Source organism: Lysobacter yangpyeongensis (assembly GCF_042655745.1).
Taxonomy (GTDB): Bacteria; Pseudomonadota; Gammaproteobacteria; order Xanthomonadales; family Xanthomonadaceae; genus Agrilutibacter; species Agrilutibacter yangpyeongensis.
On record NZ_JBHSNM010000001.1, the window covers coordinates 658,276 to 674,231 of the forward strand.

Sequence of the window (15,956 nt, forward strand, 5' to 3'; positions counted from 1 at the left end):
CGCGTCCGGCAAGCCATCCTGACGCATGGATTTGCGCATCGGAGCGCCTTGCATCGTCTTGCCGCCATCGCTGTGCATAGGTGATTTCCCTCAGCGACATCTGCCGAAAAGCGGAGTAATACGGCTGCAGAGAGCTAAGACTTTTCCCAATACCTGTGGGGTGCCGGCGCTCCTAATATGCAACCCATCGCCAATCCGTGCGCGCTGCATCCGCTAGCCGCTCTCGGGTCGAAAAGGGGGTCAGATGAGTGGGACGGAATTACGCGATGCACCGCAGGGCATCTCCGGGTTGCATTCGCTTCTGGGTGGTGACGCCAGAAAGTTGCAGTTGGTATCGCGTTCGCTATACCGCTCCATCCTGATGGACTTGCAGCGCATGGAGCAGGCCGCGGAGCAGGGCGACTGGCAATCGGTATGTATGCTGGCGCGACGCATCTCCATCGATTGCGAACAGGTGTCCGAACACCGCGCCGAATTCGCAATCTGCTCGCTGGCACGCCTGCGCGACGCCCGCAGCATGCGCAACGAATACCGCCTGTATCGCGACGACCTGGCCCGCCTCGCCGAGCACGCGGAAGCGGTCGCTGAGCACTACCCGGTCGCCTTCGACTGATCGCATCGAATCACAAGTTTGCACAACCGGCCGAGCGTGGCCTGAAAGCACATCCAGGGAAAAGGGCATGAGCCACGTGTTGCGCATCATCTGCTCGCACGTGGGGGGAGGGGTGTCGAATTCTGGGGGTCCCAGTTCCCTGCGGACGCCCGCCACTGCCGCATGACTTCCCCAAGTTTGAAAAAGCGAGGCGATAGGATGCGATCCGTTCATTTCATCTCAGGCCTGCCAAGGTCCGGTTCCACGCTGCTGGCGGCCTTGCTGCGACAGAATCCGCGATTCCACGCGCACATGAGCAGCCCGCTTGCCGGCATGGTCGATGTCCTGCTGGGGGAAATGAGCAGCCGGAACGAGCTTTCCATGTTCGTCAGCGACGAGCAGCGCCGGCGCGTGCTGAAGGGCCTTTTCACCGGTTACTACGGCGAGGCGTTCGCGGCGGAAGTTGTCTTCGATACCAGTCGTACATGGTGCGCGAAGCAGCCGGTGCTGTCCGGGATATTTCCCGAATCGAAGACGATCGCCTGCGTGCGCCATGTGTCGTGGATCGTGGATAGCGTGGAACGAGCGATCCAGAAAAATGCCTTGCGCCCATCCTTCATGTTCAATTTCCAGACCGCGGGTACGGTCTACAACCGGACCGAAGGCATGGCCAACGGCGATGGCATCCTGGGGTTCTCCTACAACGCATTGAAGCAAGCGTTCTACGGCGAGCACGCGCGACAGCTGATGGTGCTGCAGTACGAAACGCTGGTGAGCGATCCGGCCAGGGCAATGGCGGCGGTCTACGACTTCATCGGCGAGCCGCCGTTCCGGCACGACTTCGATGACGTGCAGTTCGATGCCGACGAGTTCGACGCACGCACAGGCATGCCCGGCCTGCACAAGGTCGGCAGGAGGGTGGCTGCTCCTGAGCGTGCGACGGTGCTGCCTCCAGACATCTTCCGGCGCTTCGAGAACGAGGCGTTCTGGCTCAACGAACGGGCGAACGTCCGCGGGGTGCGCGTGGTATGAGCCGGATTTTTTCCAGTATCCCGTTCTGCGCGCGGTTTCCGCAGTGCATGCGGATCGAAGGGCTTGCCACCCGATACGAGATGCACGGCATGTCTGGTGATTTCGTGCCAATGCTGACGCGTTGCGATGGATGGCAATCATTGGTGCAACCAGAGGAGCAGGGAAAATGAATCATGTGTTTCGCATCGTCTGGTCGTACGTCCTCCAGGCTTGGGTAGTGACGTCTGAACTGAGCAAGCGACGCGGAAAGCGCAGCGGCGGCGTCGACAAGCGTGTCGCCGTAACCGACCACGCAGACGATCGCATCCTGGCCGAAACAGGCCCCCCCATGGCATGGCCGCTGCGCTTGGCGATCGTGCTCGCACTGGCTGTGCAATACGCACCGGCGCGCGCTGCGGATCGGTACTGGGACGTCAACGGCACCGCCGTCGGGTCCGGCGGGACGGGAACCTGGAACACCACCAATACCTTCTGGAGTCCCAACAACGACGGCGTCAGCGGGCCCTTCGGTGCCTGGAACAACGCGGCGCTCGACAATGCCTTCTTCGGCGGTACCGCAGGCACGGTGACCTTGAGCGGAGCGATCAGCGTTCACAACCTGACCTTCCAGACGGATGGCTACACGCTCACCGGGGGCAGCCTGACCCTGGGCGGTACCAGTCCGACCATCACGGTAACCACCGGCACCAGCACCATCGCCTCGTCGATCACCAGCACCAGTGGCCTGACCAAGGCCGGTGCCGGCACGCTGACGTTGAACGGAAGCAACACCTTCAACGGTGGCATCGATATCAATGGGGGTACGTTGACGCTGGGCGCAGCCAACGACTTCATCGGCACCATCAACGCGACCGGCGGCAATCTCAACCTCGGCACGATCGGCGATCCGGCACTGGGCAACATCGGCAATGTGCTCAATCTCGGGAACGGGCGCACGCTCACGTCGACCGGCACGATCTCGGCCAATCGCACGATCAACCTCGTCAGTGGCCTTTCCACCATCAATGGCGCCGGAACCGGCGGCGCCTTCTACACGGGAGCGGGTGGTTTGACCGTCGGCGATGGCATATCGCTGACCAACGACGCCAACAACTACACAGGACAAACCCGATTCACGACCGCGACAAACTGGGGCGGTAGCTACAACGCCTTCAGCTCGATCGGAGACCTGGGGGAGGCCAGCGCCCTCGGAGCCCCTACTACCGTGGCCAACGGAACCATCGTGATCGGGCGCGGCGGCGGCCAGGACCTGGGTGCGACCCAGGTTTACTACACCGGCAGTGGCGACAGTTCCAACCGCAACTGGCAGATGAATCCGGGCGCCTACGCCGGCGCTGCCTACCTGCACAACGCCGGCAGCGGCACGCTGCGGCTGACTGGCAACATTACCGCCACTGGCGCGGGCGGGCATGCCATCGGCTTCCTCGCGGACTCGGCGGACATGGAAGTGCTGGGTGTGATCAGCGGCAACAACCATCCCGTCCAGTTCAGCAGCCGCAGCGGGCGTACGATCCGGCTGGGTACCGCCAATACGTTCGATGGGCAGGCGCAGATCACGGGCGAGGGGACCGTCGAAGCAGCGCTGCTTTCCGATGCCGGTGTTGCCGGCTCGCTGGGCATCGGTTCGATCAGCATCTCCTCCAACGGCACGCTTGCCTACGTGGGTGCAGGCGAGTCGAGCAACAAGAACTGGACGATCAACAACGGTACGCTGGCCAACAATGGAACCGGCGCCCTGACGCTGGGCGGCACGGTCGCCATCACCAACACTGCGAGTCTCGGCGGCAGCTTCACTGGCGCCCAGAATGTCGTTAGCGGTGTCGTTTCCGGTACCGGCAACCTGCGCAGCACAGGCGACGGCACCTGGTTGCTCACTGGCGCCAATACCTACACGGGCCAGACCATCGTCGACAGCGGCGTGTTGCGTGCAGGTACGGCCGATGCCTTCGGCGCGTCGAGCGTTTTCGTCGTCAATGGCGGCACGCTGGACATGAATGGCTTCGACAGGACCGTGACGAGGTTGTCCGGCACCGGCGGCACGCTGGACTTGGGTAGCGCCAACCTGACGATCGAAGCGGCGAGCGGCACTGCGAGCTATGCGGGCAGCATTGCCGGCAGCGGCGACCTGATCAAGCGTGGCGCCAGCACGCAGACGCTGACCGGCGCCAGCACCTATACCGGCGATACCCGCATCGAGGGCGGCACCCTGGTTTTGGACTTCAGTGCGGCCGGCGGCCCGACCAGCAACATCATCGGCAACGACTCCGCGTTGGACATGAGCGGCGGCACCTTGAGCGTGACTGGCGCCGCGGGCGAGTCCAACACGCAGACCTTCGACGGCCTGTTCGTCACCGGCGGCAACAACACCATCAGTGCCAGCTCGGGCAGCGGTGGCAGCGTAACCATCGACCTGGGGACCATTACCCGAACTGGCGGCCTGATGAACTTCGAGCTGCCGGACGCTGGCAGCATCCTCACCAGCAACGCGGACATGTTCCTAGCCTGGGCAACGGTCAACAACACCGACTACGCCAAGGTCGAGGATGGTCATATCCGCGCCTTCCTGGAGTCCGACTACACCGACCAGGACGATGCCTCGTTGTGGGCGAGCGGCCAGGTGATTTCCGACAGCGACGGCGACACCGACGGCTACTTCGGCACCGTCACCGGCAGCGTGCAGCTGGGCGGTCTGCAATACACGATGCCGGTGTCCACCACCGTGACCGTGACGCCGGGCAACACTCTGGGCGTGGATGCGCCGATCATCGTAGCCCCTTCAGTGCTGAACACCGATCAATTGATCACCGGCGGCATGATCACTGGCGGCAACGGCACAGGTGATGCGCTGACGGTCCAGCAGAACGGTACCGGCAACTTCACGATCGCCTCGCAGATCGTCGACAACGGCAACAACCTGGGCTTCGTCAAATCGGGCGAGGGGGTGGTCCGGCTGACGAACATGGGCAACAGCTATACGGGTGGCACCAAGGTCCTCCAGGGCACACTGGCGGTCGACAAGATCGCCGACGGCGGCCTGGCGAGCAGTATCGGTGCCTCGTCCGCCGACGCCGCCAACCTGCTGCTGCAGGGCAGCACACTGCGCTATTCCGGCACCGGCGACACCAGTGATCGTGGTTTCACCATCGCCAGGTCCGGCGGCCTGGGCGCCACCATCGAGGTCAACAATTCGAGTGCCAACCTCGTTTTCTCAGGCCTGGTCACTAGCCCGGACGATGCCGGCCTCACCAAGACCGGCGGGGGCAGGCTGACGTTGGCCAACAGCGCTAACGACTACACCGGCGTTACCACCGTCAACGGCGGCCTGCTTTCCGTGAACACGTTGACGAACGGCGGCATCGCCAGCGGCATCGGCGCGGCCTCGGCCGCTTCGTCCAACCTGGTACTGAACGGCGGCGGCCTGCAGTACACCGGCGCCACCACCAGCACCAACCGCGGATTCACCCTGGGGGCCAACGGCACCGGCGGCGGCACAGTGGACGTCAGCAATGCGGCGACCACGCTGACCGTCAGCGGGAACGTGGTGGGCACCGGGACAACGAACCAGAGCGGCCGACTGACCAAGGATGGCGCAGGCACGCTGGTGCTGAGCGGGACGGCCAACACCTTCCTCGGCGGCATCGCCGTCAACGGCGGCATTCTGCGTGCCGGTGCGACGAATGCATTCGGCGGAGCGACCAACGCATCCACCAACCTTGCCGCCGGCACCACCCTGGACCTCAACAATTTTGACAACCGGATCGGGCCGCTTTTCGGTAGTGGCAACATCACGCTCGGTTCCGGCACGCTGCGTATCGCCAGCGGTGACGGAACTTATTCGGGCGCGATCAGCGGTACCGGTGGCGTGTGGCGCACCGATGGCGGCACTCAGACCTTCAACGGCTGCAACAACACCTACACCGGCGCCACCACCCTGCAGGGCGCGAACCTACGCACCGATTGTCTGGCCGATGGAGGGCTGGCCAGTGGCATCGGCGCCTCCGGCGCCGGCTCCACCAACCTGGTGTTCAACAATGGGTCGCTGCTCTACACCGGCGCGAGTGTGTCCATTGACCGCGGCTTCCAGTTGCAGGGTAGCGGCACCATCCAGGTGACCAGCGCCGGCACCACCCTGGAGTTCGGGGGCTCCGTGATTGGCGGGGGGACGCTGATCAAACGTGACGCCGGCACCCTGGTGCTGTCGGGCACCAACACCTACACGGGCAATACCCGAGTCGAAGGCGGCACCCTGCGCGCGGGAACGACCAATGCATTCGGCCCGCAGGGACACATGACGCTGAACAACACGGCGGGCGTGCTGCTGGACCTGGATGGTTTCAATACGGTGGTGACCTCCCTGATCGGCGGCGGCACCACCGGCGGCAACATCGACCTGGGTAGCGCCACCCTCACCATCAACAGCGTCGACAACCGGTCCTACGCCGGCGTCATCAGCGGCACCGGCAACCTGGTCAAGAACGGCACCGGTCTGCAGGCGCTCAGCAGTTGCAACAACGCCTACACCGGCACCACCACGATCAATGCCGGCACCTTGCAGGTAACCTGCCTGGAAGACGGCGGCCTCAACAGCTCCATCGGCGCCTCCTCGGCCGATCCGGCCAACCTGATCATCAACGGCGGCACTTTGCTCTATTCCGGTGCCGGCAGCAGCACTGATCGCCGGTTTACGCTCAGTACCAACGGCGGCACGCTGGATGCGTCCGGCAATGGCGTGGTGCAGTTCACCAATACCGGGGCAGTGGCCCTGACCGGCTCCAACGTCGCCCGCACCCTGACGCTGACCGGCACCAACACCGGTGACAACCTGTTCTCGGGGCAGTTGAACAACAACGGGACTGGCGTCACCTCATTGACCAAGACCGGAACCGGCACCTGGCGCCTGAGCAACAACAGCAGTACCTACACGGGCGTCACGCGCATCAATGGTGGCGTGCTCAGCGTTGATCAGATGGCCAACGGCGGACAGGCCAGCAGCATCGGCGCAGCCACCAACGCTGCGGCCAACCTGGTGATCGGCAACGGTTCGACCCTGCGTTACACCGGGGCAGGCGACAGCACCGACCGCCGCTTCACCCTGGATACCGGCACCACCTTCATCGAGTCCTCGGGCACCGGCGCACTGCAGTTCACCAACACCGGTGCGGTCACCCTGACCGGCACGAACACCGCGCGCACCATCGCGCTAGGCGGTACCAACACAGGTGACAACACGCTGGGCGGCACCATCGGCGACAACGGTACCGGCAAGACCACGCTCGCGAAGAACGACAGTGGCACCTGGATCCTCACCGGCAACAACACCTTTACCGGCAACACCGTCATCAACGACGGCAACCTGGTGATCGGCAACGGCGGCACCACCGGCAACGCCGGCGCGGGCGACGTGATCATCAATTCCGAGACGTCCGTCCTTTCGCTCAACCGCAGCGACACCTTCACCTTCGACGGCACCCTGATGTGCGGCCCGGTAGCCTGCGGCACGCTGGCGCAGATCGGCACCGGCACCAGCGTGCTGACCTCGCTGGATAACGAGATCGCGGCTACCGTCATCACCGCCGGCACGCTGCAGGTGGACGGTGGACTCGAAACGCCTACCATCGACATGAGCGGCACTTCGGCACTGACCGTGAATGGCACGGTGCAGACTGACACTGGCGGGCAGGCCGCGCTCACAGGCGATGCCGGAGATCAGACGATCACCGTGGGTGCGGGCGGCAACCTATTGGCGAGCGGCGACCTCGGCGACGGCAGCGACACGATCGACCTCACCGGCACGCTGGACACCGGCAACGGGTCGCTCGGATTAGGCGACGGCGACGACACGCTGGTGCTCCATGATGGCGCGGAGATGCTGGGCAGCGGTGTGAATGCCGCGGGCGCCGGCGGCACCGATACGCTGGTGGTCGACACGGCGCTCGGCTTCACGCTCGACGGCGGCGACATCGACACCTTCGACATCCTGACCAAGCAGAACACCGGTTTGCTGGTGCTCACGGGTGATCACGACTTCGGCAGTGGCACCGCCATCGACGGCGGCGTGCTGCAGGTGCTCGGCAGTCTGGAAACGCCGACGGTGAGCATGGCCGACAACACACAGTTGCTGGTGTCCGGCGGCACGCTGGAAGCGGATGGCGGCGACCCGGCCACCATTACCGGCAGCGCCGGTTCCAACCTCATCCAGGTCACGCTCGGTGGCACCCTGCGCGCGGATGGCGACCTGGGCGACGGTGTCGATAGCGTGTTGCTCAACGACGCGACACTCGACACCGGCGCCGGCGTCCTCGCGCTGGGCGATGGCGACGACTTCCTGAACCTGCAGGACGGCGCCGTGCTCGAAGGCGGCGGCGTCGACGCGGGCACCGGCAACGACACACTGCAACTGTTGAACAACGATGCTCTCGTCTTCGACGGGAGCCAGACCGAAGGCTTCGAACGACTCAACAAGCTCGGTGCCGGTACCGCCACCATGACCGGCAGCCAGGATTTCAGCGCCGGCACCGGCATATTCGATGGCACGCTGGATGTCGACGGCACGCTGGAAACGCCGACGATCACTCTCGCCGACGACACCGCCCTGAACGTGGACGGCACCGTGCAGGCGGTTGGCGGCACGACGGCGACGATCACCGGCAGCGCGGGCGACAACACCGTGAGCGTCGGCGCGGACGGAACCCTGCTGGCCAGCGGCGATCTGGGCACAGGCAATGACGTTCTCGACGTCGCCGGCCTCCTCGACACCGGCGCGGGCACCTTCGCGCTGGGCGACGGCGACGACACGCTGACCATCCACGAGAACACCAACATCATCGGCACCGTGTCGGCGGGGGCGGGCAACGACACGCTCGATACCCACATCGACTCCGTGGCGGACCTCGGCGCAGTGCAGGGCTTCGAAACGCTGAGCAAGACCGGTACCGGCGAACTCAACATCAACGGCCTGCTGAGCTCCGACTTCAGTGCGGTGAACGTGCTCGAGGGCACGCTCGACATCACTGCCGGCGGCATCGTGATCGCGGCGCCGGGGAGCACCCTCGACACCTTCGTCGCCAGCGGTGCGACCCTGAACGTCGACGGCAGCTTCGGCTGCGGCGACGGCGACGACAGCATGACCGTGGCCGGCATCGTCTCGGGTAGCAGCGCCATCGACATGTGCGACGGCGCCGACACCCTGACCCTGCAGGATGGTGCGGTTCTGGACAACGCCATCAGCGGTGGTCTGGGCAGCGACGACACTTTGGTGCTCGACAACGCGACGGCACTGACCTTCGATGCGACCAACACCACCGACTTCGAGCTGCTGCAGAAGGACAACACCGGCACCGCGACACTGACGGGCACGCAGAGCTTCCTCGGCGGGACCACGATCAACGGCGGCACGCTGGACGTGGACGGCGCACTGGAGACACCGACGATCGCCCTGGCCGACGACACCACGTTGAACGTGGACGGCAGCGTCGACGCCGGTCCGGCGGATCCGACGCTCATTGCCGGCAGCACCGGCAGCAACACGATCTCCGTGGGGAGCGGGGGCACGCTGGTCGCCACCGGCGACCTGGGCGACGGCGACGATACGGTGCTGGTCGAAGGATTGCTCGACACCCTGGATGGCGACTTCGTCCTCGGCGACGGCACCGACACGCTGGACGTGGCCGGCACGCTGGACCTCGGTACCGGCACCTTCTTCCTCGGCGATGGCGACGACAACTTCGTCGTCCACGACGGTACCGCGGTGACCGGAACCATCGACGGTGGCGCCGGGCTCGATACACGCGTCTACGACATCGACCTCAACGCCGATCTCGGCGCACTGGTCAACTTCGAGGGGGTGACCAAGACGGGCACCGGTACGCTCAACATCAACGGTCCGGGCGCGACCGACCTGCAGCAAGTTCAGGTGCTCGAAGGCGTGCTGGACGTGCACGCCGGCGCGAGCATCGTGGCGACACCGGGCAGTGCGCTGGACACCGCGGTGGCCAGCGGTGCCACCCTCAATGTCGATGGCGACTACGGTTGCGGCGACGGCAACGACACGATGACCGTATCCGGAACCGTGAGCGGCAGCGGCACCGTCAACCTGTGCGCCGGCGACGACACACTGACGCTCAATGACGGCGCGGATATTGCAGGACTGGCCAACCCCATCGACGGCGATGCCGGCGACGATCGGGTGGTGCTCGACAACGCCAGCGGGTTCACGTTGGACGGTAGCGACATCGCCGGCTTCGAAATCCTGGAGAAGGACAACACGGGCGAGGCGACGCTGACTGGCAACCACGCCTTCACCGGCGGCAGCGAATTGAACGGCGGCACCCTGATGGTGGCCGGCACGCTGGAGACGCCGACACTGACGATGGCCGACGACACCATGCTCGAGATCGGAGGCTTCGCGGGCGGCGGTCCGCTGCCCACCGACTCCATGACCATTACCGGCAGCAGCGGGACCAATACCGTCATCGTGGACTCCGGAGCGGTGCTCCGTGCCAACGGCAGCCTCGGCGACGGCGACGATGTCCTGGACGTGGCGGGCAACCTCGACGTCTCCGGCGGCGGCACCTTCGATCTGGGCGACGGCGATGACACCTTCACCATCCATGACGGCACCCAGGTGGTCGGCACGGTGGATGGCGGTGCGGGACAGGACATCTTCAATCCCGACATCGACGGCGTCGCCGATTTGGGCGCGCTGAACAACTTCGAAGTGCTGACCAAGTCGGGCGTGGGCGTGCTCAACGTCAACGGCCCGGGTGCATCGGGCTTCGACGAAGTGAACGTGCTGGAAGGCACCTTGAACATCGGCCCGGCCGGCGGAATCGAGAACGTACAGGACACGCTGATCGCCAGCGGTGCGATGTTGAACGTCGATGGCACCTTCGCCGGCTCGGATGGCGACGACACGATGACCGTGGCCGGTACGGTCACCGGTAGCGGCACGATTGATCTGGGCGACGGCGCCGACACCTTCACCATCCAGGACGGCGCCGAGCTGTCCGGCCTGGCGACGCCGGTCAGCGGCGGTCTCGGCATCGACACCTTCGTTGCCGATCTGGCCGGCAGTGCGGTGCTCGGTGGCGCGGTCGAGTTCGAGACGCTGACCAAGACCAATACCGGCACGCTCCACGTCGACGGGCCGGCGCTGTCGGCGTTCTCCACCGTCAATGTGCTCGGAGGCACGCTCGACATCGGCATCGACGGCGAGATCGCCGGCGTGCAGAACGCGACTGTCGCCAGCGGCGCGACCCTCAACGTGGACGGCGACCTGCTGTTCACCCCGGGCGACGATCTCTTCACCGTGGCCGGCACGGTCACCGGCACGAGCACCATTGACATGCTCGATGGCGACGACACGCTGGTGATCCAGGACGGCGCGGACCTGTCCGGGCTGGCCGGCCCCGTGGACGGCGGCACAGGCAGCAATACGCTCGTCACCGATATCGCCGGCAGCGCCACGCTGGGCGGGGTGACCAATTTCCAGACGCTGGACAAGACCAACGTCGGCACCCTGCACATCGACGGCCCGGCGGCGTCGGACTTCACCACGGTGAATGTCGAAGGCGGCACGCTGGACGTCGGCGTCGACGGCGACGTCAGCGGCGTGGTCGCGACCACCGTGAGCGCCGGCGCGACGATGCACGTCGACGGCAGCTTCCAGGGTTCGGCCGGCGACGACGCGATGGACGTGTCGGGCACGGTCAGCGGCAACGGCCTCATCAGCCTGGCGGACGGCGACGACACGCTGATCCTCCACGACGGTGCGGTGCTGGCCGCGGTGGTGGACGGCGGAGCGCATGGCGCGGGCGACACTGTGGTGCTGGACAACGCCGGGGCGTTGAGCTTCGACGCGTCCAACACGGTCAACTTCGAATTCCTCTCCAAAACCAACACCGGCACAGCGACGCTGGCCGGCGCGCAGACCTTCAGCGGCGGCACAGGCATCGCCGGCGGCGAACTCGTGGTCGTCGGTGCGCTGTCCACGCCGACCGTGACGCTGGGCGACGACACGGCGCTCACCGTCGATGGCACGTTGGATGCGGGCAGCGGCACGGTTGCGACCATCACAGGCAGCGATGGCACCAACACGGTGACCGTCAACGGCATCGCGCTGGCCACCGGCGATCTCGGCGGGGGCGAGGACGTGCTGGACATCGTCGGCACGCTCGACACACTGGACGGCGGCTTCGCGCTTGGCGATGGCGACGACAGTTTCGTCGTCCACGACGGCACGGTGGTGCAGGGCACGGTCGACGGCGGCGCGGGGCTCGACACGCGCGTCTACGACATCAACCTGACCGCCGACCTGGGGGCGCTGGTGAACTTCGAAGGCGTGACCAAAACCGGCACCGGCGTGCTCAACATCAACGGTCCCGGCGCGACCGACCTGCAGGAAGTGAGCGTGCTGGGCGGCATCCTCAACGTCGGCCAGGACGCCAGCGTGGTGGCGATCGCCGGTGGTCCGCTCGACACCGTCGTGGCCAGCGGCGCAACGCTCCACGTCGACGGTGCCTACGGTTGCGGCGACGGCAACGACCACATGACAGTGGCCGGCACCGTGGCGGGCAACGGCATCATCGACCTGTGCGGCGGCGAGGACGTGCTGACGCTGCAGGACGGCGCCGAGTTGCAGAACGTGATCAGCGGCGGCAGCCACGGCACCGGCGATACGGTGGTGCTGGATACCGCGGCGGACTTCACCTTCGACGCCACCAACACGATCAACTTCGAATTCCTGCAGAAGGACAACGCCGGCGAAGCGACGCTGGTGGGCGCGCAGGCCTTCATCGGGGGCACCACGATCAACGGCGGCACGCTCACGGTGGCCGGGACGTTGGCAACGCCGACCGTCGCGATGGCCGACGACACCACGCTGAACGTCGATGGGCAGCTGGACGCCGGCAGCGGCACCGCGGTGGAACTGACCGGCAGCGCCGGCAGCAACACGGTGACGGTGGGCGCGGATGGCACGCTGCTGGCCAGCGGCGACCTGGGCGACGGCAACGACGTGTTGGATGTGGCCGGTACGCTGGACACGCTGGGCGGGGCCGTGCTGCTCGGCGATGGCGACGACACCCTGACCATCCACGACGACACCCGCATCGTGGGTACCGTGGTAGCCGGTGCCGGCAACGACACCTTCAACGCCGACATCGCCGGCGTGGCCGGCTTGGGCGCGGTGCAGCAGTTCGAGACGCTGAGCAAGACGGGCGCGGGCGAACTCAACGTCAACGGCCCAATGAGTTCGGACTTCACCACCGTCAACGTGCTGGGCGGCACGCTGGACGTGACGGCCAACGGCAGCGTGGCGGCGCAGAACACGACCGTCGCCGCCGGCGCGACGCTGAACATCGACGGGAGCTACACCGGTACGGCGGGCGACGACACGTTCACCTCGCGCGGCACGGTGAACGGAGCGCTCGACTTCGGCGCCGGCAACGACACGGCGCACTTCATCGGCGGCGACATCAGCGGCCTGACCGCGATCGAAGGCGGCGATGGCGACAACGTGCTGCGCTTCAGCGCGCAGGACCTGGACGACGGGAACCTCGCCGTGGTCAGCCAGTGGCAGCGCATTGAGTTGCTGGGCGACACGACGCTGAGCCAGGACAGCGCCTTCGACCTGGACGGCGGCACCCTGTTCATCGATGCCAGCTCGCAGTGGCTGGCCGACGCGGCTGCGTCGCTGGACGGCAACGTGGAGAACGCGGGTCTGATCGACGTGGGCGCGAACCGCCTGGCGATCAGCGGCAATTACGCGGGCCAGGAAGGCGCGTTGCATGTGACGGTATCGCCGGGCACGCTCAGTTCCGGCGGCCTGGACATCGACGGCGACGTGACCGGCACGACGAACATCGTGTTCGACAGCGACGGCACGGACTTCACCGCGGGCGGCACCGCATCGATCCTGGTGATCGACAGCCCGAACGACGACACGTCGACGGCAGGCAGCTTCGTGCCGGACAGCACCGGAGACGGCGTGGTCCGCTTGCAGGGCAGCATCCTGCCGTGGAGCTTCGGCCAGGAAGCGGACAACAACTGGTACCTGAACGCGGAAGCGGGCGTGCTGCCCGAAACGCCCGGTTACGCGGTGCTGCCGACCCTGGGCCTGCTGGCCGCACAGAACAACGACAACCTGATCCACCAGCGCCTGGCCGGCGTGCGTGGCGACGATCTGCCCGAATGCGGTGCCCGGCCGCAATGGCCGGTCGAGCGCGCGGGAACCGGTGTGATCGACGACTGCCGCGGCATCTGGACCGCGGTGTCCTACAACGACGTGAAGCTGGGCGCCAATCCGGGCTTCGAGGTCTCCGGCGAGGATATCGGCCTGTTCGTCGGTGCCGACAGCGCCTTCGACCGTCCGGGCCGCACGCTGCGCGGCGGCGTGTTCCTGGGCTATCGCCACGGCAATTACTGGACGACCGGCGTCAACTCCACCGCGTTGCCGGGCTCGGGCATCGCCAATGTCGACATCGATACCGCGGTCGGCGGCATGTACATGAGCCACACCTGGGACAAGGGTGGCTATGTCAACTTCGTGCTGACCGGTCAGCTCCCGCACGCCCGCATCCACACGCCCGACGGCTTCAGCGAACGCATCGTCGGCAACAGCCTGACCCTGAGCTCGCGCGCGGGGCACCGCTACGAACTGGGCGACGGCTGGAAGCTGGAACCGCAGTTGCAACTCGACGTCAGCGCGCAGAGCTGGGGCGGCAAGGTGGATGCATCCGGCAAGGAAGTGATCTTCGACGATGACCTGATCGCGACCGGCCGCGCCGGCCTGCGCGTGGAGAAGGAGATCGCGCGCGCCAACGGCGGCGTGATCCGGCCGTGGGCGACGCTGGCCGTGCAGCGGGTGATGGGCCAGAACCGCGACAGCGTGTCCCTGGCGCCCGTGGACGGCGATTCGCAGGCATTTCCGAACCACGACCTGGGCACGTCGGCGACGCTCGACATCGGATTCGAGGCAACGTTCAACCAGCGCGTCAGCGCGTTCGGCGTCCTGTCGCTGGGTCAGGAACTGGACGGCACCGATTACCAACAGGCTGGCGGCTATCTCGGCATGCGCGTGCGCTGGTAACGCTATGACGAGCTGCACCGCCGGGAGCGGCGGTGCAGCTCGTGATTCCAGCAGTGTGATTCCAGCGGGTCGGGCGACGTGAGGCAACTGTCTTCCGCATGGCTTGGTCCCAACGCGCGCGGCATCTGTCGCGAACATGGTGTGGAGAACGCGCACCGCGACTTCACGGATCGCATTCTGGCAAGCCGATCGACGATCCTGCCGGGCATTGCGAGGTCGCATCGCAGCGACGCAGGCCCGCAGCTCCGGATGCAATGTGCGCATATTCCGGAAGCGTTGCTGGCGGAGAAACCTAATGTTTCCGACTTTCGTCTGGCCGTGGAACGATGGCCTGTGTGAAGGTGTGCCGGCACATGGTGCACTTAGGCGACAAGCCCATGGCACCCGCGTCGGAGTTCATGCGAATGCGCATCCGCGGGGAAGGGCGTGCATGGCACCGGTCATTTCATCTGCAAATTTCGGGGGCTCATGATTGATGTCGAGTTTCGCGTGGTCGGGGGACAGCGCGAAGGGTTGTTGCTGGCATTGGGGCAGGTCGTAATCGCCAACGGGTTCACCTTGTTGCGACAACGCATGGTGGCGGGCAGCGAGGGGGCTTCGCTGACCATGCATGTGCGTGGTCCCGAGAACCGGTTGCTGCAACTGGAAGAGAATCTCGGTTCGCATCCCTTGGTGCGAAGTTTCGAGGCATCGCCGATCGATGGCGCTGCCGTCAGGCCGGAGCCCAGGGAAACGATGGCACCGATGGCGGCGCCTGCCACCGCACCATCGAAGGCGCCCGTCATCATCCATGATCCTGCACAGATGCCCCGCGTGCAGGCCCTGCTGCCGCTGCTGGCCCGCGAGTATCCGAACATCTTCGTGCACCTGCGGGCGCTGGAGTACGAGTTGACGGCCGAGCAATACGACGCGACGCTTGAGTACATCGGTCGGCGCGTGGGTGCCTGGGTCTACAAGCGCGACTTTGCGCTGGGCGGACAACTACCGCCCGGCGAGGCGATCAGGCGCATCGCGCTTCCGGCGATGCGCCAGGTCCTTGAGGCCGAACTTCAGGGGCAGCAGCTGCATGTGACCAACAGTCCCTTCTGTGGTCGCGGGCGAAAGGGCGCCTGCTGCCACTTCCTTGGGGGAATGCTCGCCGGCTTGCTGGATACCGCGCAGGGCACCAACACGTTCCGGGTCGTCGAGGCCCAATGCCGCAATGCGGGGGCGGCCGCCTGCGCATTCGAATTCCACCACTGAAAC

Annotated in this window: 4 protein-coding genes; all 4 read left to right on the forward strand. The window is 65.9% G+C overall.

Annotation, left to right across the window (positions count from 1 at the left end):
- Window positions 1-361: 361 nt before the first annotated feature.
- Window positions 362-613, forward strand: coding sequence for a hypothetical protein (locus ACFPN1_RS02915; protein ID WP_386752836.1), 252 nt, complete (start codon window positions 362-364; stop codon window positions 611-613).
- A 198-nt stretch (window positions 614-811) separates the two neighbouring features.
- Window positions 812-1,624, forward strand: a complete 813-nt coding sequence (locus ACFPN1_RS02920) for a sulfotransferase family protein (RefSeq protein WP_386752838.1) — start codon at window positions 812-814, stop codon at window positions 1,622-1,624.
- Between the two features lie 166 nt (window positions 1,625-1,790).
- A complete protein-coding gene (locus ACFPN1_RS02925) occupies window positions 1,791-14,711 on the forward strand; it encodes an autotransporter-associated beta strand repeat-containing protein (RefSeq protein WP_386752840.1) in 12,921 nt (4,306 codons plus the stop codon).
- A 426-nt stretch (window positions 14,712-15,137) separates the two neighbouring features.
- Complete coding sequence (locus ACFPN1_RS02930; RefSeq protein ID WP_386752842.1) at window positions 15,138-15,953, forward strand: hypothetical protein; 816 nt, start codon at window positions 15,138-15,140, stop codon at window positions 15,951-15,953.
- The last annotated feature ends 3 nt before the right edge of the window (window positions 15,954-15,956 follow it).